The 22,832-nt window shown below is 40.1% G+C and carries 22 protein-coding genes, 2 tRNA genes and 1 rRNA gene; 13 read left to right on the top strand and 12 right to left on the bottom strand.

Annotated features, from left to right (window positions below):
• Positions 1-117: 117 nt before the first annotated feature.
• From HLV59_RS02605 to HLV59_RS02595, 3 genes are all read right to left on the bottom strand, one after another.
• Positions 118-193 (bottom strand) — tRNA-Ala (locus HLV59_RS02605).
• Positions 194-248: 55 nt separating this feature from the next.
• Positions 249-325, bottom strand: a tRNA-Ile gene (locus HLV59_RS02600).
• A gap of 59 nt (positions 326-384) precedes the next feature.
• Positions 385-1,922 (bottom strand): 16S ribosomal RNA (locus HLV59_RS02595).
• Positions 1,923-2,462: 540 nt separating this feature from the next.
• Here HLV59_RS02595 and HLV59_RS02590 point away from each other — a divergent pair.
• Genes HLV59_RS02590 through HLV59_RS02580 form a run of 3 tightly spaced genes read left to right on the top strand, consistent with a single transcriptional unit; the run spans position 2,463 to position 4,689 of the window.
• Entirely contained in the window at positions 2,463-2,966 is a 504-nt protein-coding gene (locus HLV59_RS02590; protein ID WP_016143507.1) for a YfiR family protein, read from the top strand.
• Between the two features lie 5 nt (positions 2,967-2,971).
• Positions 2,972-4,195 (top strand): sensor domain-containing diguanylate cyclase, encoded by a 1,224-nt coding sequence (locus tag HLV59_RS02585; protein ID WP_016143508.1) that lies wholly within the window; start codon positions 2,972-2,974, stop codon positions 4,193-4,195.
• Between the two features lie 14 nt (positions 4,196-4,209).
• The gene (locus HLV59_RS02580; protein ID WP_031949374.1) at positions 4,210-4,689 is read left to right on the top strand and encodes an OmpA family protein; all 480 of its coding nucleotides are present in this window, start codon (positions 4,210-4,212) and stop codon (positions 4,687-4,689) included.
• 52 nt (positions 4,690-4,741) lie between these two features.
• On the opposite strand, the gene HLV59_RS02575 is transcribed toward HLV59_RS02580, so the two are convergent.
• Positions 4,742-5,752: a metallophosphoesterase gene (locus tag HLV59_RS02575; RefSeq protein WP_087090368.1), complete on the bottom strand. Its 1,011-nt coding sequence runs from the start codon at positions 5,750-5,752 to the stop codon at positions 4,742-4,744.
• Between the two features lie 106 nt (positions 5,753-5,858).
• Here HLV59_RS02575 and HLV59_RS02570 point away from each other — a divergent pair, with 106 nt between their 5' ends.
• Complete coding sequence (locus tag HLV59_RS02570; protein ID WP_062849463.1) at positions 5,859-7,484, top strand: phospholipase D family protein; 1,626 nt, start codon at positions 5,859-5,861, stop codon at positions 7,482-7,484.
• Here HLV59_RS02570 and HLV59_RS02565 read toward each other — a convergent pair whose 3' ends face one another.
• On the bottom strand, positions 7,485-8,294 hold the full coding sequence (locus HLV59_RS02565) for a lysophospholipid acyltransferase family protein (protein ID WP_171429270.1): 810 nt from the start codon (positions 8,292-8,294) through the stop codon (positions 7,485-7,487).
• Between the two features lie 218 nt (positions 8,295-8,512).
• Here HLV59_RS02565 and hflX point away from each other — a divergent pair, with 218 nt between their 5' ends.
• The 4 genes from hflX (at position 8,513) to HLV59_RS02545 (ending at position 11,472) form a co-directional block, all read left to right on the top strand.
• On the top strand, positions 8,513-9,856 hold the full coding sequence (gene hflX, locus HLV59_RS02560) for a ribosome rescue GTPase HflX (protein ID WP_031949376.1): 1,344 nt from the start codon (positions 8,513-8,515) through the stop codon (positions 9,854-9,856).
• 33 nt (positions 9,857-9,889) lie between these two features.
• On the top strand, positions 9,890-10,261 hold the full coding sequence (locus tag HLV59_RS02555; protein WP_151748718.1) for a hypothetical protein: 372 nt from the start codon (positions 9,890-9,892) through the stop codon (positions 10,259-10,261).
• 10 nt (positions 10,262-10,271) lie between these two features.
• The gene (locus tag HLV59_RS02550; protein WP_031949380.1) at positions 10,272-10,946 is read left to right on the top strand and encodes an LrgB family protein; all 675 of its coding nucleotides are present in this window, start codon (positions 10,272-10,274) and stop codon (positions 10,944-10,946) included.
• An 82-nt stretch (positions 10,947-11,028) separates the two neighbouring features.
• Positions 11,029-11,472 carry a DUF2147 domain-containing protein gene (locus HLV59_RS02545; protein ID WP_057106796.1) on the top strand — a complete coding sequence of 148 codons (444 nt, stop codon included), beginning with the start codon at positions 11,029-11,031 and terminating at the stop codon, positions 11,470-11,472.
• Positions 11,473-11,539: 67 nt separating this feature from the next.
• Here the strand turns inward: HLV59_RS02545 and HLV59_RS02540 are convergent, their stop codons facing one another.
• The 3 genes from HLV59_RS02540 to pdxA are packed head-to-tail and all read right to left on the bottom strand — an operon-like array spanning position 11,540 to position 14,202.
• Positions 11,540-12,382 (bottom strand): symmetrical bis(5'-nucleosyl)-tetraphosphatase, encoded by an 843-nt coding sequence (locus HLV59_RS02540; protein WP_171429269.1) that lies wholly within the window; start codon positions 12,380-12,382, stop codon positions 11,540-11,542.
• Entirely contained in the window at positions 12,383-13,195 is an 813-nt protein-coding gene (gene rsmA / locus HLV59_RS02535; protein WP_171429268.1) for a 16S rRNA (adenine(1518)-N(6)/adenine(1519)-N(6))-dimethyltransferase RsmA, read from the bottom strand.
• A 23-nt stretch (positions 13,196-13,218) separates the two neighbouring features.
• Positions 13,219-14,202, bottom strand: a complete 984-nt coding sequence (pdxA, locus tag HLV59_RS02530; RefSeq protein ID WP_171429267.1) for a 4-hydroxythreonine-4-phosphate dehydrogenase PdxA — start codon at positions 14,200-14,202, stop codon at positions 13,219-13,221.
• A gap of 173 nt (positions 14,203-14,375) precedes the next feature.
• Between pdxA and rplM the strand changes: the two genes are divergently transcribed.
• From rplM to HLV59_RS02505, 5 genes are all read left to right on the top strand, one after another.
• Positions 14,376-14,804, top strand: coding sequence for a 50S ribosomal protein L13 (gene rplM / locus HLV59_RS02525; RefSeq protein WP_002117832.1), 429 nt, complete (start codon positions 14,376-14,378; stop codon positions 14,802-14,804).
• A 12-nt stretch (positions 14,805-14,816) separates the two neighbouring features.
• Positions 14,817-15,203: a 30S ribosomal protein S9 gene (gene rpsI, locus HLV59_RS02520; protein WP_002048725.1), complete on the top strand. Its 387-nt coding sequence runs from the start codon at positions 14,817-14,819 to the stop codon at positions 15,201-15,203.
• Between the two features lie 174 nt (positions 15,204-15,377).
• A complete protein-coding gene (locus tag HLV59_RS02515; protein ID WP_171429266.1) occupies positions 15,378-16,031 on the top strand; it encodes a glutathione S-transferase N-terminal domain-containing protein in 654 nt (217 codons plus the stop codon).
• Positions 16,032-16,037: 6 nt separating this feature from the next.
• The gene (locus tag HLV59_RS02510; RefSeq protein WP_031949386.1) at positions 16,038-16,472 is read left to right on the top strand and encodes a ClpXP protease specificity-enhancing factor; all 435 of its coding nucleotides are present in this window, start codon (positions 16,038-16,040) and stop codon (positions 16,470-16,472) included.
• Positions 16,473-16,489: 17 nt separating this feature from the next.
• Positions 16,490-17,149, top strand: a complete 660-nt coding sequence (locus HLV59_RS02505; protein WP_171429265.1) for a hypothetical protein — start codon at positions 16,490-16,492, stop codon at positions 17,147-17,149.
• 53 nt (positions 17,150-17,202) lie between these two features.
• On the opposite strand, the gene HLV59_RS02500 is transcribed toward HLV59_RS02505, so the two are convergent.
• Genes HLV59_RS02500 through HLV59_RS02485 form a run of 4 tightly spaced genes read right to left on the bottom strand, consistent with a single transcriptional unit; the run spans position 17,203 to position 22,824 of the window.
• Positions 17,203-19,143, bottom strand: a complete 1,941-nt coding sequence (locus HLV59_RS02500; protein ID WP_171429264.1) for an acetyl/propionyl/methylcrotonyl-CoA carboxylase subunit alpha — start codon at positions 19,141-19,143, stop codon at positions 17,203-17,205.
• A 19-nt stretch (positions 19,144-19,162) separates the two neighbouring features.
• The gene (locus HLV59_RS02495) at positions 19,163-19,999 is read right to left on the bottom strand and encodes an enoyl-CoA hydratase/isomerase family protein (RefSeq protein ID WP_016143522.1); all 837 of its coding nucleotides are present in this window, start codon (positions 19,997-19,999) and stop codon (positions 19,163-19,165) included.
• A gap of 10 nt (positions 20,000-20,009) precedes the next feature.
• Positions 20,010-21,167 carry an acyl-CoA dehydrogenase family protein gene (locus HLV59_RS02490; protein WP_016143523.1) on the bottom strand — a complete coding sequence of 386 codons (1,158 nt, stop codon included), beginning with the start codon at positions 21,165-21,167 and terminating at the stop codon, positions 20,010-20,012.
• A 43-nt stretch (positions 21,168-21,210) separates the two neighbouring features.
• Positions 21,211-22,824 (bottom strand): acyl-CoA carboxylase subunit beta, encoded by a 1,614-nt coding sequence (locus HLV59_RS02485; RefSeq protein ID WP_016143524.1) that lies wholly within the window; start codon positions 22,822-22,824, stop codon positions 21,211-21,213.
• Positions 22,825-22,832 lie beyond the last annotated feature (8 nt).

Here is a 22,832-nt window from a genome sequence, read left to right as displayed (position 1 = left end):
AACATGCCTTCGTCAGGTCATGCTTAATACCGTGATACTTAAATCACAGAAGTTAATAAACCAAGATCCTAAAATCTCTATTTACTAATTTCTGTAATCCGAACTTCTCTTAAGTTCTGGTGGAGACTAGGAGAGTCGAACTCCTGACCTCCTGCGTGCAAAGCAGGCGCTCTACCAACTAAGCTAAGTCCCCAGCTTACATCATCAGTCATGTATCTTTTATCTATAACTTTAACCAGTCAAAGTCATGGTGGGTCTGACAAGACTTGAACTTGTGACCCCACGCTTATCAAGCGTGTGCTCTAACCAACTGAGCTACAGACCCTCAGATACATCTATGAAGAACAACTTGTTGTGGATTCTTACCAATCGTCAATCTTTCGTTAAGGAGGTGATCCAGCCGCAGGTTCCCCTACGGCTACCTTGTTACGACTTCACCCCAGTCATCGGCCACACCGTGGTAACCGCCCTCTTTGCAGTTAGGCTAGCTACTTCTGGTGCAACAAACTCCCATGGTGTGACGGGCGGTGTGTACAAGGCCCGGGAACGTATTCACCGCGGCATTCTGATCCGCGATTACTAGCGATTCCGACTTCATGGAGTCGAGTTGCAGACTCCAATCCGGACTACGATCGGCTTTTTGAGATTAGCATCCTATCGCTAGGTAGCAACCCTTTGTACCGACCATTGTAGCACGTGTGTAGCCCTGGCCGTAAGGGCCATGATGACTTGACGTCGTCCCCGCCTTCCTCCAGTTTGTCACTGGCAGTATCCTTAAAGTTCCCGACATTACTCGCTGGCAAATAAGGAAAAGGGTTGCGCTCGTTGCGGGACTTAACCCAACATCTCACGACACGAGCTGACGACAGCCATGCAGCACCTGTATGTAAGTTCCCGAAGGCACCAATCCATCTCTGGAAAGTTCTTACTATGTCAAGGCCAGGTAAGGTTCTTCGCGTTGCATCGAATTAAACCACATGCTCCACCGCTTGTGCGGGCCCCCGTCAATTCATTTGAGTTTTAGTCTTGCGACCGTACTCCCCAGGCGGTCTACTTATCGCGTTAGCTGCGCCACTAAAGCCTCAAAGGCCCCAACGGCTAGTAGACATCGTTTACGGCATGGACTACCAGGGTATCTAATCCTGTTTGCTCCCCATGCTTTCGCACCTCAGCGTCAGTGTTAGGCCAGATGGCTGCCTTCGCCATCGGTATTCCTCCAGATCTCTACGCATTTCACCGCTACACCTGGAATTCTACCATCCTCTCCCACACTCTAGCTAACCAGTATCGAATGCAATTCCCAAGTTAAGCTCGGGGATTTCACATTTGACTTAATTAGCCGCCTACGCGCGCTTTACGCCCAGTAAATCCGATTAACGCTTGCACCCTCTGTATTACCGCGGCTGCTGGCACAGAGTTAGCCGGTGCTTATTCTGCGAGTAACGTCCACTATCTCTAGGTATTATCTAAAGTAGCCTCCTCCTCGCTTAAAGTGCTTTACAACCATAAGGCCTTCTTCACACACGCGGCATGGCTGGATCAGGCTTGCGCCCATTGTCCAATATTCCCCACTGCTGCCTCCCGTAGGAGTCTGGGCCGTGTCTCAGTCCCAGTGTGGCGGATCATCCTCTCAGACCCGCTACAGATCGTCGCCTTGGTAGGCCTTTACCCCACCAACTAGCTAATCCGACTTAGGCTCATCTATTAGCGCAAGGTCCGAAGATCCCCTGCTTTCTCCCGTAGGACGTATGCGGTATTAGCATTCCTTTCGAAATGTTGTCCCCCACTAATAGGCAGATTCCTAAGCATTACTCACCCGTCCGCCGCTAGGTGATAGTGCAAGCACCATCACCCCGCTCGACTTGCATGTGTTAAGCCTGCCGCCAGCGTTCAATCTGAGCCATGATCAAACTCTTCAGTTAAAATCATTTTGCACCTTATTAAAGACAAGGTGCCAATTCTGGCTCATCAATTACTGACTTAAATTTCGCTCAAATAAACTTCGAGTAATTTAAACCAATCAATCAATGAAAATTATTTCGATTAATCAATCAGTAAAAATCCACACAAGTTGTTCTTCAATTCTCTTAATGATCTTCTTACTGGTTCGTCACCAGCAAGCTAGGTCGGCTATATTACTCTTAATCTCTTAAAAGTCAACAGGTAATTTCGATATTTTTAAAACTTATCCTCTAAACCAACTTCTCATCAAATTCATCACTTAAAGCAACCAATCTAATCACAAGTAACTGTTTTTCAACAAGTTTCTATCTGCATCACCGCCGATGGATGTGCATTATAGACCATCCAATTCCCTTTGCAACCCCTTTTTTAAATCAATACCATCAACTGGATACTTTTTAGGCTTTTTAGTCAATTTTAGATGAGATATTAAACTTTTTTTAAGTTATCAACTTCATGTAGAATAGATTATTCGTGCAATAGTTTGGCATTAACTCACCATGTGGCAGTTCGCTAAAAAAGTATTTGTTTGCATACTTGTAGTGTTTGCTACGAGTGGGCCTTGTTATGCCAATTCAAAACATAACTTCTATGTGCTTACTTTATCTATTTTAAGCTACAGTAAGTGGGAGAATGTAAATACCCCTACTCTTTGTGTGATTGATAACCCCTCTATTACATCTACCTTTCAGTCTTATATCCAGCAAATGTCTTATAATTATCGTGTTCAAACTGTAAACGCGAAAGATTTTGCCCGGTCCCATTGTCAGGCTGTCTATTTTTCTACAACCTCTCCACAACAACAGCAAAGCCTTATTCAGAGCTATCCTTATCGTTCTTTACTGTCTCTAAGCATTAATAATTCAGATTGCGAAATAGGAAGTATCTTTTGTTTATATACTCAAAATAATTACACTACTTTTAAAGTTAACTTAGATGCTTTAAGTCACTCCAAAGTTCATATTGATCCGAGAGTATTGCTCTTGGCTAAGAATGCGGAGTAAGGATGATGATATCAAAGTTGTATCAGTCCACTTCACTGCATGCATTATTTAGAAAATCTCAATTTACTATTTTTGCAATTACTTTTTTTATTTGCTCTTTTACATTTGTATCAATTTCTGTTTTTACAATGGAAACTTATGCTAAACAGAATTTACAATTGCTCAGCCATACTCTGTTGGAGCGTATTCAACCCGCAGTCGTATTCAATGATAAAATTACCATAGAACAAATTTTGAATGAGTATACGAATGACCATTCAATTCGTACTATTCATATTTATGATTCAGAACATCATTTAATTGCCCAAAGTTTTAAATTATCAAGTCAGACTTCAATTTTGGAAGGTTGGTTTGATCACTTATTTTTAAATGAGCCTGTTCATCTTAAAATTTATCATCATGAACAAAATGTAGGTGAACTTACACTTTTTGGTAGTTCTGAAAAAATATTGCAGTTCCTCAAAATGATTATGGTGGGGCTTGCGATTGCAATGTTGTTTATTGTTTGTGCTTTGTGGTGGTCAGTAAACTTAACGTATCGTCAAATTATGCAGGCTATTTATCCGCTTACTAATATTGCTCAAATTGTAAGTGAACAAAAAGCTTATAATCTTCGTTTTCCTTATAATCGAATTAAAGAATTTCAAGATTTGAATACCGTTTTTAACGAGTTACTTGAAGAAATTCAGATATGGGACAATCAGTTACAAAAGGAAAATCGCAAATTATCCTTTCAGGCTCATCACGACCAACTCACCTTATTGCCTAATAGACATTATTTTTACCAAATCCTTTTAGACATGTTTGAGGATAAAGGTTTCGATAATAAGTCTGCCCTATTATTTATAGATAACAATAACTTCAAATCGATTAATGACCAATTTGGTCATTTAGCTGGAGATGAAGTTTTAAAGGAAATGGCGAATCGCCTGCAAACTCGTTTACGTCATCAAGATTTTATTGCGCGGTTAGGTGGCGATGAATTTGCTGTCATTTTGCATTCCATTAGTCATGCTGATCATTTAATATCTATTGCTGAAAATTTACTCGAAAGCTGTAAGGAACCTTTGCATCTGAATGGTCAAACGATTTACTTCAGTTTTAGTGTAGGTATTGCTTTATCACAATATGCATCTAGCCCCGAAGATTTCATTATGCAAGCAGATCAAGCAATGTATAAGGCTAAAAATTCGGATGAACACTGGTTTATCTATAAACCTGAAAATTAAATTTAGGCTAATCTATGAATACAAGATATTTAAAACTCTCCTTTATTGCATTGATATGCATTACTCTTGCAGGGTGCCTGAGTTTTGGTCCATTAAAATATCGTCAAGTAAAATTGCTCAAAAAAGAAGGTTTTGTTCTTACTGATGAGGGATGGACTTTAGGTTTACCAGAACGTTTGTTATTTGACTTTAATAATGCAGAGTTAAAACAAAGTCATGAAGCTGAATTAGTGCGTCTAGCTAGTCAACTCAATAAATATGACCTCAATAAATTGAAAATTGTGGGTCACACTGATGATGTTGGTGATGCTACTTATAACCAAAAGCTATCTGAAGAGCGCGCACAAAGTGTGGCAAACCTTTTCTTAGCTCGTGGATTTAAAAAAGAAAATATTTATGTGATTGGTCGTGGTTCAACACAACCTTATGTGCCAAATACAACCAATGAAAATCGCGCAATTAACCGACGTGTTGCCATTGTCGTTATTCCATAAGTAAATTTAGTTCATAATAAAAAGCCAATCCTTTGTGATTGGCTTTTTTATTTTAAATTAGCTCAATAATATCAATGGTTGGCGGTACTCTAAACCGTAAAGGGATTCCAACCATTCCTGTGCCGACGGTTACAAAGACATCCGCATGCTCGTGAGAGTAAAATCCACGCTTATGACCTAAAATTGATACTTTTTTCATAATATAATTAGTCACCCATGGAAGCTCCACCTGCCCTCCATGAGTATGCCCAGATAACATTAATGGTCGACTCGGTAATTTAGGTACCATATCAACGGTATCTGGATTATGAGACAAAATTAACCAAGGCTTGTCTTGCGGTAAATCTGGCATAGAACGCATATCGGTTTTCCCTGCCCAGAGATCACCAATACCAATCAAACGAAATTCCTCAAAATCAACAATCTTTCCTTCGATATCAATTACTTCATTATAAAAAAGTGCATCTTTTAATAGTTGTTGAATCGGCGGTCCAGGATATTGCTCATCATGATTTCCTGGAACCGAATATACAGGCGCCTGAATTTCTTTTAAAACACTTAACTCTTCAATTAATCTATCTTCAGGTTCATATGTCCAATCACCCGCGACTACAACTAAATCAGGTTGCTGCTCATTTAATTTTCTAACTATAGTTTTGAGCTGACGTTCATGTCCTGAAAATAAACCAATATGTAAATCTGCAATTAGTGCTACTTTTACTGGCTTATCAAAACTACGGTCTGGGTTTAAGCGATATTGATGAGTATCGACACGGACTAGATGAGGCTCGATAAATCGGGCGTAAATTAGCACACCACTCAAGAAAAAGATGAAAATGCCTTGATGAATTGAGTAGTAACCAATCCAAGCGGCGTATAAATTAAAAAACCAGAGAGGGATAAGTAGATAAGAGAGATAAAATGCGAGTAGATGCACAAAAGCTTTAAATGGATGAATCGTCTCGGTTCGCGATTGATGAATCCAAGCCTCAGAAATTCCCCATAAAGCAAGTATTGAAAAAATAAAATAAAAACAAAAAATGATTGAATTTGGATTCCACATTACGACTCTCGACTTATCTTGTATTGATTGCTAGTAATCAAATTCAATATTTATCTTTCAATATGCACGAATTATACTCTAGCTCACCTTATCGTATGTACTGATTATGGCACAATCCTTTCCTTCCAAACAGCTTCAAACGAATCAACAAGCTAAAGGCTTTTTGATAAAAGCCTCTATAGTCCTATGTTCAAGTTTCGCTGTGGGTTTGACAGGATGTAGCACTCTGCCAAAGCATGGTGTTGAGCCAGTACAATATGCAAAAGATATTGACACCTCTGAGACTTCACTTGCCAAAATTATTACACCTTTACGTCAGCAGAATCCTAAGTTAACGGGTTTCCATGTTTTAAATGATCCGTTGGAGGCTCTAGCAGCCCGACTCAGATTAATTGATAAAGCTGAAAAGACTTTAGATTTACAATATTACATTTGGGACAATGACAAAGTTGGAGCTTTAGCCTTGCACGCAATTATTCGTGCAGCTGATCGAGGTGTAAAAGTCCGACTTCTTATTGATGATAATAATGCAAAAAAAATGGAAGGGATTTTACTGGCCCTTTCTCAGCATAAAAATATTGAAGTTAAACTTTTTAATCCATACCGTTTCCGCAAATACCGTGCAATGGATATGGTGCTGGATTTAAAACGTATCAATCGTCGTATGCACAATAAAAGTTTTATTGCCGACAATGAAGTTGCCCTTATTGGTGGGCGTAACATGACCAATCAATATTACAATGTCAGCGATAGCTATCAATTTTCTGATGTCGATGTAATGTTAGTCGGCGCTGCTGTTGATGATATCGTCAATTCGTTCGATGACTACTGGAATCATGAATATGCATATTCAGTTCAGAGTATTGTAAGTCCTGAGCAGCACCGTTTACGCTATGAAGGCTTAAAAGAACAACTTGAAGCGCATTACCAACAAGCTACGGTTCAAAACTTTCTAAATTTAACCTCAAAATCTCATGCATTTGATCAATGGTTAAATCACAATATTCGATTTGATTGGGTAAAAGCGGAAGTCGTTAAAGACTCACCTGATAAAATCAAATCAAAAGCTAAAAAAGAAGAGCACTTAAATTTTCAGTTAATTAATCACCTGGAAAAGCCAGAAAGTAACGTTGACTTAATCTCAGCCTATTTTATTCCTGAAAAACAAGGTGCTAAGATTTTAAGTACGCTTGCTAAAGACGGTGTTGAGGTTCGAGTTTTAACGAACTCTTTTAAAGCGAATGACGTCGCTGTCGTACATGCCTTTTATGGAAAATACCGTAAAGAGCTGCTTAAAAACGGCGTACAACTTTATGAGTTTTTACCGACACCCGATAAAAGAGATTTAAATAAAAATACGGATGAGCTTGCCACTAAAGCTAAAGTAAATATGAAAGGATTAAGCCGTTCAAGTTTGCATACCAAACTTATGGCATTGGATGAACAAGTTTTTATTGGTTCATTTAACTTTGATCCACGCTCAGCTTATTTAAATACTGAAATTGGTGTAATTTTAGATAGCCCCGCATTAGCTAAAACCATTCACCATACGATGGATGAAAATTTAAATAAGTATGCATATAAGTTAAAGCTCGATGCTAACAACCGTATTTATTGGCAGCAAGAAACTCCAAATGGTCCTGTAATTTATAGACAGGAACCAGAGATGAAGTGGTGGCAAAAAGCAAGCATGAAGTTTCTTTCATGGCTGCCAATCGAAGGATTTATGTAATTAATTTTTTGGCTTAAGTACTTTTTGATGTAGTTGGGCCAAACCTTCTACCATTTTTTCTTGAACTTCACGCGTTAGACTTTTGACATCATGTCCTTCCACTGAAATTGGAGACAAAGTTAACAAATGAGCGGTTACCTTCGGCATTTCAAGTACACGTTGAATATGTTCGGCAAAAGTCATGTCACCAATAAATGGCGCAACTTTATCTAGCTCTCCATCGCGGTTTACATAGCAAATCAAACATACTTGTACCGGACGTTGTGCTTCAATCGCTGCACCCAGTAATCGTCCATGAACTTTTTTAACAGAGTGCCCATCTGTAGTCGTCGCTTCAGGGAAAAATAATACTGGAATATTCTGTTTTAAAAATTCAGTAATTTGCTCACGAATTCTGACGGAATCGCCAGATCCACGTTTAATAAATAAAGTTCCACCACTTTTGGCTAAGTTTCCGAGAATAGGCCAATTTTCAATTTCAGCTTTAGCAAGAAAGAAAACTCGCGCACCTGAACCTAAAACCGCAACATCTAACCAAGAAATGTGGTTACTTACCCATAAAGCTGGTTCTCTCGGAATTGTGCCATGTACTTCTATATCTAAATTGAAAACCTGACATAAACGGCGGCAAAAATATTGGACATAACGTGTATTAACAGGATTATTAGGATCTTTATAAAGCCCATGTCGATAAACTAGATAAAAACCTTCACTAATTGCGGCCGTGGCAGAAGTGACCTTTTTTCCGTATAAACCTATTTTTGATAACTTCTTTAACGTTGAATTAACTATACTTTGCGTTTGAGCCATAAAATTTCACTAACGATTAATCTTTGTTATACCCATCTCAAGTCATTCTATACGTTTCAGAATAAACTTGCATTGACGTTAGAACACGGCAAATAAAATAAATCTGAACATTATATTGACTTCATATCACTAATCTAAAGGATAAGAACAAACGCTTTCCCCTTTTGCTTAAGTTTCCTCTAGAATAAAGTTTTCCCATTTTCAGGATTTATAGCCACGTGGAATATGTTGATCGGCATCAAGGCGGTGAACGCACAATCTTAGTGAGTGTTTCTGTACAATTATTAGATGATCTGGATGCCGAAGAGTTTGCTCTACTTGCACAGTCTGCGGGTGCAGATATCCTTGAACATATTAAGGTTCAGCGTAATAAGCCTAACCCTAAATTTTTTATCGGTTCAGGAAAAGTCGAAGAAATTGCAGAGCAAGTGCAGGAACTAGAAGCGAGTCTAGTTATTTTTGACCATGCATTATCCCCTGCTCAAGAACGAAATTTAGAAAGAATATTAAAATGCCGAGTTATTGACCGTACAGGCTTAATTTTAGATATTTTTGCGCTGCGTGCCCGCACGCATGAGGGTAAGTTACAGGTCGAACTTGCTCAGCTTAAACATTTATCTACGCGCCTTATTCGCGGTTGGTCTGCCGACTTTGAACAGCAAAAAGGTGGTATTGGCTTACGTGGCCCTGGTGAAACACAACTAGAAACAGATCGCCGTCTCATTCGTGTTCGTATTACCCAATTAAAAGATAAATTAGACAAAGTACATCAGACTCGTATGCAAGGACGTGCTGCAAGACAAAAAGCAGCCATTCCAACGGTTTCATTAGTAGGCTATACCAACGCGGGCAAATCGACTTTATTTAATATTTTAGCTAATAGTGATGTCTACGCAGCAGATCAACTGTTTGCAACTCTCGATCCAACCTTACGCCGTTTAGACTGGGATGGTATCGGGACTGTTGTGCTAGCAGATACAGTAGGCTTTGTACGAAACTTACAGCATGATTTGGTTGAATCATTCAAAGCAACACTTGAAGAAACACTTGAAGCTACCCTTTTACTGCATGTTATTGATAGTAATAGCCATGACATGCTCGACCAAATTGAAGCAGTTGAAGGTGTATTAAAAGAAATTGGTGCTGATGCTCCCGTACTTCGGGTATATAACAAAATCGATCTAAGTGGTGAAGAAGCCAAAATTATTTATGCTGAGCCACACGTCCCAGATCGAGTTTATGTTTCGGCTCATTCTGGCCAAGGCCTAGATTTACTTCAAAAAGCAGTACAAGAATGCTTAATGGGGCAAATTCAAAAGTTTTCACTCGTGCTTAAACCAGCTTATGGCAAATTGCGCACTCAGCTTTATGCCTTAAATGTGATTGAGTCTGAACATTATGATGATGCTGGCTTATTACATATTGATGTGAAGATTGCACCACATAAGTTGGAAAAGCTGATTCGCCAAGCAAAACTGCCCTTAGATGAAATATTGGGAGAACACGCGAGTCAATTTAAACGCCCCTTGGAAGAGTTTGAAATCAAGGGCGAGATCAGTTAAAACTTGATAAGTAAACTTTTAGAGATAAAAAATATGGATAAGATCAAAAGTATAGACTGGACAGCATGGATAATCACACTACTGCTCATTATTGGTTTTCGTGAAGGCTCTGTTGTCGTCATGCATACTTTTGGTCATCCAGAATTAGGTAATCTGGTCGGTTTAATCAGCTTACTTATTATTTTACTGATTTGGCGAAAGTTTAAAAAAATTCCACTTCGAATAGTTGATACCAATAATAAAATCATGAAAGAAAGTGGTTTCGCTTTTTTACCCATCTGTGCAGGCTCATTAATTATGTTGGTACATATGGGTAAGGAAATTCCATTATTTCTTTTCGTTTTAGTGGTCAGCACCCTTATACCTTTGTGGGTCTATGCAAAAATGGCAAAACGTTGGTTATAAGGGGAATAAAATGTTTACGATTTTCTATGGATTTTTGATCACACTTATTGGTTATCTTTGTGCAAAGCCTTTAAACCGACGTTTTCCGCAAGTTCCTCTTTTAGTCTTCGGTATGTTCATTGTAATTGGCTTACTTTCAATTCTACATGTGCCATATGAGCAGTATCGCCTTTATGTGAATGACTTATTTGGTCATCTATTAGGTTATGTCACCGTAGCCTTAGCTATTCCTTTAGCTGCGATGCGCTACGATGATCTTCCAATTAAATCGGTCATTGGTATTTTACTTTTTGCAAGTATTAGCGCCGTTGCCCTACCTATGGGGCTGGCATACTTGTTACATATGTCTGAACCTACCATTCTTGCATTTGCAACCCGTGCAGTAACTACCCCAATTGCCCTTAATATCGCAACTTTATTGCATGCTCCTGAAACACTGGTGACCCTTATTGTTATTTTGTCTGGAGTAATTGGCGCAGCATTCTCACCATTTTTACTTAAACATATTCATGATGAGAGAGCATCTGGATTAGCCTTAGGTTTAGCTGCACATGCCATAGGAACAGCTCAAGCGTGGCAACGTGGACCCGTTGCAGGTCGCTACGCTGCATTTGGTATGGCATTGAATGGTGTATTTACTGCAATTTGGTTACCAACATTAATGTTGTCTTTTGGAACTCCATAATTAAGAAGTTGATTAAATAAACGTTGAACGGTCTATCAATTCCAAATAAGATGACCTTTCAAAGTTAAAAGGATTTTTAATTATGGGGAAAATTTTTATTGGAGCCTTGCTCTTATTGGGGATGAATACTGCTACCTTTGCGGCAGATATTACAGGTCTCTGGCAAACAATTGATGATAAGACTGGTGCTCCCAAAGCACAGGTAGAAATACGAAAAGAAGCGAACGGGACATATGCTGGGAAGATTGTCAAACTTACGCCACGCCCAGGTTATACGCCTAAAGAAATTTGTGATAATTGCCCTGCGCCATATACTAATAAACCGATTTTAGGTCTGGATATCGCAACTGGTTTAAAACAGACAGATGGACTGAACTATACGGGCGGTAAAATTTTAGATCCGAATACTGGCAAAGTTTACGGTCTTAAGGCAAAGCTTAGTTCAACGGGCAAACGTTTACATATGCGTGGTTATCTCGGAGTTTCAGCTTTGGGACGTAATCAAATCTGGATTCGAGTAGAATAATAGTTCCCAATAAAAAAGCCGCATAAGCGGCTTTTTTATTGGGAACTTGGGATAAGAATTACTTTTCTTATATTTGCACAGGATTTTCAACAGAAAAAATTTCTTTGTCTTCAAGTCGATAAGCCATTAACTTTCTGCCCCAAACACAGCCACCATCGATATTTTGAATCTGCTTATTAATAGTTCTGCCCTCGAGCGCAGCCCAATGACCAAAAATAATTTGATGAGTTTGTGCCGCTTTGCTCGAGAATTCAAACCAAGGGAAATAACCTTCCGGCATTGGCGCATCCAAAGAATCTTTAAAACTAAACTCTAAAGCCCCTTCTGCATTGGTTAAACGCATGCGAGTCAAATAATTGGTGATACAACGTAAACGTGCCGAATCCGTTAGGTGATCTTCCCATAAATCTGGTTCTGAACCATACATGTCTGCTAAAAAAGCATCCAACACGGATAAATCTTCATTTGCGAGTACAGCCTCAACCTCTTTTGCTAACGTTGCAGTTTTTTGTGCATCCCAAATACAAGGTATGCCAGCATGAGTAAGGATCGTATGCTCGTTTGGCAATAAACATAATGGCTGTTTACGTAACCAGTCGATTAACTCATCGCCATCAATCGCATCAATAACGTCTTGGGTCCGATCTTTTACTTTAATCTCTTTTAAGCCACGAGCACCCGCAATTAAAGTCAGGTCATGGTTTCCAAGTACAGTTGCAGCAGCCCCACGATCAGCAAGCTTTTTAATAAAACGCAATGCACCTACTGAGTTTTCACCACGTGCAACTAAATCACCAGCAAACCATAAAAAGTCTTGATCTGGATCAAAACGTATTTCTTTGAGCAAGGCTTTTAGAGCTTCAAAACATCCCTGCACATCACCAATAACATAGTTAAAACGCTTAGTCATTTACGGCACCATTTGATCGGCCAAATCAACAAATTGAGCAAGTGTTAAAGTTTCTGGACGAGCCATCGGATCAACACCAGCTTTTTCAAAGCCATCTTCTGCGATCATACCCTTAAGACTGTTTCTTAATGTTTTACGGCGCTGAGTAAATACATGAGCGACCAGTCGAGCTAAAGCTTTTTCATCTTTTGCTGTAATTGGCTTTTGATCATAAGGAACAAGGCGGAAAACAGCGCTCGTTACTTTAGGTGGTGGATTAAATGCACCAGCTGGTACTTCAAATAAAAATGTTGGTTGGCAGTAATACTGAATCATTACCGACAAGCGTCCATATTCTTTTGTATTGGGTTCAGCAGTAATACGGTCAACCACCTCTTTTTGCAGCATAAAATGCATATCTTTAACTTTGCTGCCAAATTCCAAGAGATGAAAAAGTAAGGGGGTTGAAATGTTATAAGGTAGGTTGCCGACTACACGTAATGGTCGACCATCTTTTACCAGTTCACTAAAGTCATATTTTAATGCGTCAGCTTCTACAATCGTCAAACGTTCAGGATGTGGAACACGTTCTGGTAGACCCGCAGCTAAGTCACGGTCTAACTCCACCACTGTTAATGCATCACACTCCCCAATTAAAGGAGAGGTTAAGGCAGCTAGACCAGGTCCAATCTCGACAATATTGTCACCCGTACGCGGACTTACAGAGCGCACAATTTTGGCAATGACTCGCTGATCATGTAAGAAGTTTTGACCAAAACGTTTACGAGCTTTATGCCCTTCATCTTTCGGGTTTAGGGCATTAATTTGATACATAGAACATTTCCAACATGAAAAATTTAGCTCGCTGCTAAAGATAAAGCTAAATCAACAGCGACATTTAAACTTGAGCTTTTTGCCAAACCAGTCCCAGCCAAAGACAATGCAGTGCCATGGTCAACCGAAGTTCGAATGAACGGCAAACCCAATGTAATATTGATGGCTTCACCAAACCCTTGTGATTTTAACACAGGTAAACCTTGATCATGGTACATGGCAAGTACAGCATCTGCATTTTTAAGATGTTCGGGGGTAAATAAGGTATCTGCCGGCAAGCTTAAACTCATCTTAATCCCTTGCGCCCGATAACTTTCAAGTACCGGATTAATAGTCTCAATCTCTTCACGACCCAAATAGCCATCTTCACCTGCATGCGGATTTAAACCACACACGAGTACACGTGGATCTGTAATTTTAAATTTTGTTTTTAAGTCGTGTAGTAAAATATCAATAACCTGATGCAACCGTTCTTTGGTAATTGCATCTGCTACATCTCTTAAGGGTAAATGTGTGGTTGCTAAAGCAACACGCAAGGTTTTGGTTGCAAGCATCATAACGACACGCTCTACACCTGCAGACTCTTGATAGTATTCAGTGTGGCCACTAAACAAAATACCAGCATCATTGATAACCGATTTTTGCACGGGTGCCGTAGCGACCCCGACACTTTTACCAGACATTGCGTAATCAGCTGAACGACGTAGTTGTTCTAATACATAAGCTGCATTTTCTGGATTTAATTGACCATCAACAACCGCCATTTCTAAAGGCACATGCTCTATATAAAGTTCATTCAGAGAGGATGATTCAGGCTGTCCGGTATATTCTATAAATTGAATATCCACACCAAGTTTTTGGGCGCGTTGCGCTAATAAGTCTCGATCACCCAAGATCACAACTGGTCGCTGATCGACCCGCTTAGCTAAGCTCAAACAAATATCCGGTCCAATACCAGCCGGTTCACCAGAAGTGACATATAATGGCAGCACAATCACCCCAGACACATAACGAAAATTTGTCTGATTTTAACATATCTGACATTCATCAGTTTATGGATTAAATTATCTAGCTTAAACTGGATTTTTCTTGTGACTTTGAACAAACTCGTTTAGAATGCTCGCTCCTTTTGTTTGGACAGATTCCATAGTCCAAACCAACTATAATAGGTAGTGGTTTAATGAAAACTCTCAGCGCTAAGCCAGCTGAAGTTCAACATGACTGGTATGTTGTTGATGCTTCTGGCAAAACTTTAGGTCGCCTTGCGACTGAAATCGCTCGTCGTTTACGCGGTAAGCACAAAACTTCTTATACTCCTCACGTTGACACTGGCGATTACATCGTTGTGATTAATGCTGAACAAGTTCAAGTGACTGGTAAAAAATCACTTGATAAGAAATATTATCGCCATACTGGTTTCCCTGGTGGTATCCGTGAGACTAACTTCGAGAAGTTAATCGCGCACAAACCTGAAGCTGTTCTTGAAAAAGCGGTTAAAGGCATGTTACCAAAAGGTCCTCTTGGTTATGCAATGATCAAAAAAATGAAAGTGTACGCTGGTACTGAGCATCCGCATGCTGCTCAACAGCCACAAGTTTTGGACATCTAAGGGATACAGCACATGGCTACTAATTATGGTACAGGTCGCCGTAAGACCGCAACTGCACGTGTTTTCTTGTCAGCTGGTACAGGTAAACTCGTTATTAACAACCGTACTTTAGAGCAATATTTCGGTCGTGAAACTGCTCGTATGGTTGTTCGTCAACCTTTAGAACTTTTAGAAGTTACTGAAAAGTTTGACCTTTACATCACTGTTAAAGGTGGTGGTATCGGTGGTCAAGCTGGCGCGATCCGTCACGGTATTACTCGTGCACTTATCGCTGCTGACGAAACTTTAAAACCTGTTCTACGTCAAGCTGGTTTCGTTACTCGTGATGCTCGTGAAGTTGAACGTAAGAAACTTGGTTTACGTAAAGCTCGTAAGCGTCCTCAATTCTCTAAACGTTAATTCGTTTATCGAGTTGGACAAAAAGCCTTGGATTTTTCCAAGGCTTTTTTATTATGAAAATAGAGCTATAAAATACAAACTTATAAATATAAACAAACTATCTCTTTAGAACCGTGATTTCCTAGAGCATTTTTAGTATCCTAATCGATTCACTCAACCACGTCGTCTTGTGATATGTCGGTCGAAAACACCTCTATTCAGGGGATTACCCTTTACAGTCATGCTGATGATTTCCGTTCTCACTGGATTCGTTTCTTATTAGCAGAAAAACAAATCAAATATCAATTGATCTTAACTGACCATGAAGACGAAGATTTGGCCAGTTTAAATCCTTATAACCAATTACCAATGTTGGTCGAACAAAATCTTAAGTTATTTTCAGCCCCTATCATTGCTGAATATTTAGATGATCGTTATCGCCAAAGTAAGCTTTATGCCGATGCACCTATGATGCGTGCAGAACAGAGGCAGTATATCTGGAGACTTGAAAACGACTGGTTTAAGTTGGCAGATCACATGTTAAAACATGCGGACTCTTTAAATGTCGAACAAAAACAAAAAGCTCAAAAAGAACTACGTGAAACATTAATTTCACTTACTCCCCTATTTCAACATTTCCCATATTTCATGTCTGAGAATTTTACAATCTTAGACTGTATGCTTGCCCCTATCCTTTTAAGATTAAATAGCATGGGAATTGATTTACCAAAACAGCACTGTCGACCTATATTTTTGTACTGTAAACGTATCTTTGAGCGGCCTTCTTTTGCTAAATCGATGACGCCTCAAGAGAAAAACCGTTACAATGAACTATTAAATATGGAATAGCGTGATATGTCTGAGCAAACTATTGATTTAACCCCTACACGTCCTTATCTTGCTCGTGCAATCTATGAATGGATTTGTGATAACCAACTTACGCCTTATCTATTAGTTGATGCGACACAACCACATACCGATGTTCCACAACAATTTGTTAAAGATGGGCAAATTGTTTTAAATATTGTGCCGCATGCTGTCCATCAATTACTCATTGCAAATGAAGCTATTACTTTTTCAGCTCGTTTTGGGGGAGCATCAAAAGACATTTATGTCCCTATTCAAGCTGTTCTAGGGATTTATGCACGTGAGAATGGACAAGGTTTATTCTTTGATCCTGAAGAATATGCCAATGTAACACCTGTAGAAGATACAGTAGAGTCAGAAGTACAAGAAGCAACTGAAACAACATCGACTAAGAAAAAACCGACGTTAAGAATTTTAGATTAAATTTAGAGGAAGAAAGCATGGCATTTGATTTAGTCCAATACTTTGCTGAGCAGATAAAAATTCAAAAGCCTCAGCTTTTAAATCAATATCCAGTTGATGAGAAAAATAAACTGATTGAAGAGGTAAATATTCTTACACTAGGAAAACTGATTAGTTTATGGCGTCAGAATGACAATAAGATTTATCAAGAAATCAAAACCTCAGATCCACTTTATATTCAAGAAGTTGCTCGTCATTTAACGACTTCTAAATATAATCAGTCGACTTTAAAAAATTCAGAACTCGAACAGAGTATTTCTGAAATTTTAACTTTGCAGTTAGCAGAACTTAACCAGCTCGATGAGACAGGTGGTTTTGGGCATAATGGCTTAAAAGAATTAATTTTAGGTCAGATCGAGCATTTATCAGGTCAAGCAGAAGATTGGGTTTGGTCAACAAACCATCTAAATGAATTAATTGGTTCTAAACCTGTGGAACAAGAAGAGCTATCATTGGATACAACAATGAAGGAGTTCAACCAAATGGTTCACCAAGCCCAACCTCATCATGATGACGTGCATATTGAAGTACAAGCTGTCGAAATTTCTGTACCTACATGGTCAAAGATTGTTGCCCCTGTAGTTGCTTTAGCGATTTTGGGCTATTTGTATTGTGCTTATACACAATTAATTGCTTAAGAATTTGCCTATACAATCTGCTAAATGCCACCCATAAAAGGTGGCATTTTTTATTAGGTTTGAATCGTAAATAACATTTGCCGTTTTTTTACTTGTTGCCCTTGCTGACCTAAAACATCATCAACTATTCCATCAACATCAGACTTAATCTGCTGCTGAATTTTCATGGCTTCAAGAATTAATAGAGTTTGACCTTTCGCTACTTGATCACCTTTATTGACAAAGATATTGACTACAGCACCATCCATTGGTGCACGAATTTTGCCATCACCAGCCACATCAGCTATTTCTGGGGCGGCATAAGTCACATTACTAATCGCAATATTGCCATTATCTTGATCTAAATAAAGCTGCTCACCCTCCAATACATATTGAACACGGCGACGTACACCATCAATTAAATAAATCAACTGTTCTGCAGTTCTTTCAAGCACTTCAAGACAAACTGATTGATCGCAGAGCTGTACCGTAAACGTGTTATTTAGCGATGAAAGCTGTAATTGAATTTTTTGATCATCATATTTAAGCTTTAATGGTAATGGCACACCTAGGCCAGTTCGCCACACTGCCGTACCGTTACTTTGGCTAAATAATGCAGCAGCAATCGCTAAGGTTTCTAAAGATAGAACCTGCTTATATAGACTGCTGTCATTTTGAAAATGCTGTTGAATAAACGCTGTATTAGTATCTCCTGCAACAACGACGGGATGGCGCAGTAAATTGACCAAAAACTGTTTATTGCTATTTACACCTAGCAAAACACAATCATCCACAGCACGAGCGAGTAAGCGAATCGCATCCTCACGGGTTTTTCCATATGCGATTACCTTTGCTACCATCGGATCGTAAAATGGACTAACCTCATCAGTTGCTAACATCCCATGATCAATTCGTACATTTGGCAAAGTCGCTGGCTGCCAACGAAGAACTTGACCTGTTTGCGGTAAGAAATGTTGGCGCGGGTCTTCTGCATACAAACGTACTTCGATGGCATGTCCAGTTAAGGTCAATTCTTGTTGCTTTAATGGTAACTGCTCACCATTCGCCACACGTAGTTGCCATTCAACCAAGTCCAATCCAGTAATGAGTTCAGTGACTGGATGCTCTACTTGCAAACGGGTATTCATTTCCAAGAAGTAAAATGCACCTGATGCATCAAGTAAAAATTCAATCGTTCCCGCACCGACATAAGCACATGCTTTAGCGGCTGCTACAGCTGCCTCACCCATTTGCTGGCGTAGTTCAGGAGTCATAACTGGACACGGGGCTTCTTCAACAACCTTCTGATGGCGTCGTTGGATCGAACAATCACGCTCAAACAAATACACATAATTGCCGTATGTATCGCCAAAAACCTGAATTTCGACATGGCGTGGAGCAATGACTGCTTTTTCTAAAATAAGTTCGCCTGAACCAAAGGCATTTTCAGCTTCAGAACGAGCTGTTTGTAAAGCCTCAACCAATTCGGATGACTGCTGTACCAAACGCATTCCGCGGCCACCACCACCTGCTGAGGCTTTGACCATAATAGGAAAACCAATCTGCTTTGCTTGCGCTGCTAAATATTCAAGGTCTTGACGATCGCCTTCATAACCCGGTACACAAGGAACACCCGCCTCAATCATGGCAATTTTTGAAAGGCGTTTACTCCCCATTAGCTCAATTGCAGAAGCTGTTGGCCCAATAAACGTAATCTGGTTATCGATACATGCCTGAGCAAAATCGGTATTTTCAGACAAAAAGCCATAGCCTGGGTGAACCGCATCTGCCCCCGTTTTTTTGCATGCATCTATTATCTTGGCAATTGAAAGATAAGACTCGGATATTTTAGATGCCCCAATGTAAACAGCTTCATCAGCTTCTTGCACATGGCGAGCATTACGGTCTGCATCAGAATAGACCGCTACAGTTTGATAGCCCATTGCTTTGGCTGTTTGCATAACTCGAACTGCAATTTCACCCCGATTGGCAACCAGTACTTTTGAAAATTTCATTATTTTTTATCCTAATCTCTTATGACTCATCAGCCCAATTTGGCAAACGTTTCTGGATAAAAGCCATCGTTCCTTCTTGCCCTTCAGTTCCACCAACGGCTTGGGCAAACTTCTGTGCAGCATCATCTAGCAAACTACTCAAAGGTTCATTAAGCGTTCTATGTAACAGCGCTTTAGTCTCACGCGAAGCTTGGGGAGCTGCTCGTTTAATGTGTTGAATGGTTTCTTGTAAAGCTTGTTCAAGTTCAATTTCATTATGCGCAATTTGATGAACCACCCCAGCACTAAGTGCGGTATGACCTTCAAAACGCATGCCGAGCAAAGCAAGTCGACGTGCCTGAGTCAGACCAATACGTTTCACCACAAAAGGTGCAATTTGCGCAGGAATCACGCCAAGTCCTGTTTCAGGTAAACCAAACTGTGCATTGTCACGGCTAATGGCAACATCTGAAACACATACCAGACCAAAACCACCACCTAAAACAGCACCTTCTAAAATCACCACAACTGTTTGCGGGGCGGCATCAACTTGCTCAAGCATGGCACCAAAACGGCGGTTAAAATCAGCATAAGGTTGTAGGCTACCAACATTAGCCGCCTCAACGCGTAAAGCAGCCATGTCTTTAATGTCACCACCTGAACAAAAAGATCCACCTTCACCACGAATAATCACCGCACGAATTGAAGGGTCATCGTGAATGGCAGCAAAAACTTGTTGAATCGCATTGACCATATTCAAGTTCATGGCATTGCGACTTTCTGGTCGATTTAACCAAAGATATAAAATACTGCTGTCTTGTTCCAATTGGATGCTGTCATCAATATCTAAAGCTTGTAGAGATGTCGAAAGCGTCATGACCTACTCCTTATTTTTGTTTTCTTGGCAAGATGTCCATTAATTTACAGATAATCCCTAACATGATCTCATCTGCACCACCACCGATAGAGCCTAAACGACCATCACGATACAGTTGTGATGCAGGGTTATCCCACATGAAGCCATTGCCGCCCCAATATTGGAGACAGCTATCAGCAACTTCACGGGTTAAACGTCCAGCTTTTAGTTTTGCCATAGAGGCTAGCTTGGTCACATCTTCACCCGCGATATGCTGTTCGCATGCTTGATAAGTTAATGCTTTGAGTGCTTCTACTTCAGTCATCAGTTCAGCAAAACGGAAATGAATATATTGGTTATTGATGAGTGGCTGGCCAAATGTCGTACGTTCTTTGGTATAGTCGATGGTCTTCTGGATTAAATTTTCCAAACCACCAATGGCATTGGCACAAGCCCATAGGCGCTCTTCCTGAAATTGCATCATTTGCATCATGAAGCCCATGCCTTCAACACCCACTAAATTACGCTGTGGTACACGGACATTGTCCAAATAAACTTGTGCTGTGGTCGTTGAACGCATCCCTAATTTATTGAGTGGCTCTGAAAAACTAATTCCTTTAGTTTTCGCCGGCACAATAATCATCGACTTATTGACGTGGGGCTTATCATCAGATGTATTGGCTAAAAGACAGAAAAAATCAGCCTGCAATGAGTTGGTAATCCACATTTTGCTGCCGTTAATGACATAGTCATCGCCATCTTTTTTTGCTGTGGTTTTAATAGCCGCCACATCAGAACCGGCATGCACTTCTGATACTGCAATAGATGCAACATATTCTCCAGCAATCGCCGGTGTTAAAAACTCATCACGTAATTCTTTACTACCAAAACGGGCTAAAGCTGGTGTTGCCATATCAGTTTGCACACCAATCGCCAAAGGCACCCCGCCACAAGCCGCATATCCAATTTCTTCTGCGACCACAAGGTTATAAGAATAATCTAAAGCTAAACCGCCATTTTCTTCTGGCTTACAAATCCCTAATAAACCAAGATCGCCCATCTTCTTAAATACTTCATGGATTGGGAAGCGTCCCGCAGCCTCCCATTCTGGAATATGTGGATTCAACTCGTTTTGAACAAATTGACGAGCTGTACGGCGCAATGCTTCATGTTCAGCAGTAAATTTCATTGTGTTATTCCTATTAATTTTTTTTAATTGCGGTAAAGGTTGATTAAAAACGAGATACACCAAAACGAGTTGGATTCAACTCTCTTTGCTGTGCTTCATAAATAGTTTGTAAAAGGAAAATTAATAATTTTCGAGTATCTCGCGGGTCAATAATGCCGTCATCATGTAGCATAGCCGTATTGAAAAGTGCGGTTGATTGCTGTTCCAATTTCATGGCCGTACTTTGCTCAAGAAAATCGAGCATTTGCGGATTCAGCTCCTGCCCTGACGCTTTTTGCTTTCCTTCGGCTACAATACGTAATACTTTTCCAGCCTGTGCAGAACCCATTACAGCAACACGCGAATTCGGCCAAGCAAAAATAAAATCTGGCGATAAACTCCGACCGCACATCGCGTAGTTACCAGCACCATATGACCCTGCCACAACGACTGAAATTTTAGGTACAGTACAATTGGCAACCGCTTGAATCAGTTTCGAGCCGTGTTTGATAATAGCGTTTTGCTCTGCATCAGTTCCTACCATAAAACCTGTGGTGTTATGCAAGAACAATAACGGACGCTTAGTCTGTTCACACAAATGTATAAACTGAGCTGCCTTCGCTGCCCCTTGAGGTGTAATCGGCCCATTATTAGTAATAATACCGATATGCAAGCCACCAATTTTTGCCCAACCACATACCGTTAAATCATCATATTCCTGTTTAAATTCTAGAAAATCCGAATCGTCAATAATGCGAGCAACCACTTCTTTCATATCAAATGGTTGTTTAGGGTCACTTGGAATAACACCTAACAGTTCCTCGGTATCGTAACGAGGTTCTTTATAAGTTGTTTCAACTGGCTTGATTTGCTCTTTCCAGTTCAGGTGTTCAAAAATTTCACGTGCAAGTCGAATCCCATCGGCATCATTTTCAGCCAAATATTCTGCAGTTCCGGCAACCTGCGCATGCATTTCTGCACCGCCCAATTCCTCAGCTGTTGCAACTTCACCAGTTGCTGCTAAAAGTAAAGGTGGCCCTGCAAGCAACATCTCAGTTTGCTTACGCACAGCAATGACATAATCTGAAAGGCCGGGCTGATAAGCACCACCTGCCGTTGCATTACCATGCACCACTGCAAGTTGGGGAATACCTGCCGCAGAAAGTCGTGCCTGATTGGCAAAGGTCATACCGCCATAGGTAAATACTTCCGCCGCATAATTTAGGTTGGCACCGCCACTTTCAGTCAACGTAATCAACGGGAGTTTTTGTTCCAAAGCAATTTTTTGCAAGCGTAAGGTTTTCTGCACACCCATAGGTGACATGGTTCCGCCTTTGATTGCGCTATTACTTGCAGAAACAAGACAACGCACACCACTGACAAAACCAATGCCAGCAATCACCCCGCCCCCAGCTTCCGAGCCATCTTTATCATCATGCATGTTGTAGCCAACTAAACCACAAAGTTCAATGAAAGGAGAGTCGGCATCTAGCAATAACCGCACGCGTTCATGCGGCAAAATTTTGCCTTTTTTATCGAACTTTGGTTTAGCGGCGTATGATTTATCAATACTTTTTTGCTGAATTGCACGGACCTCACTCAACTGAGCAAGGAGTACATCTTTATTCTTTTGATACTGTTCACTACCTAGAGCAATTTCAGATTGGAGAATGGTCATTCTTTATT

Origin of the sequence: Acinetobacter lactucae (assembly GCF_013122135.1) — a bacterium.
GTDB classification, from domain to species: Bacteria; Pseudomonadota; Gammaproteobacteria; order Pseudomonadales; family Moraxellaceae; genus Acinetobacter; species Acinetobacter lactucae.
The sequence above is the reverse complement of the archived record's forward strand: the minus strand, read 5'-3'. Positions and strand labels throughout refer to the sequence as shown.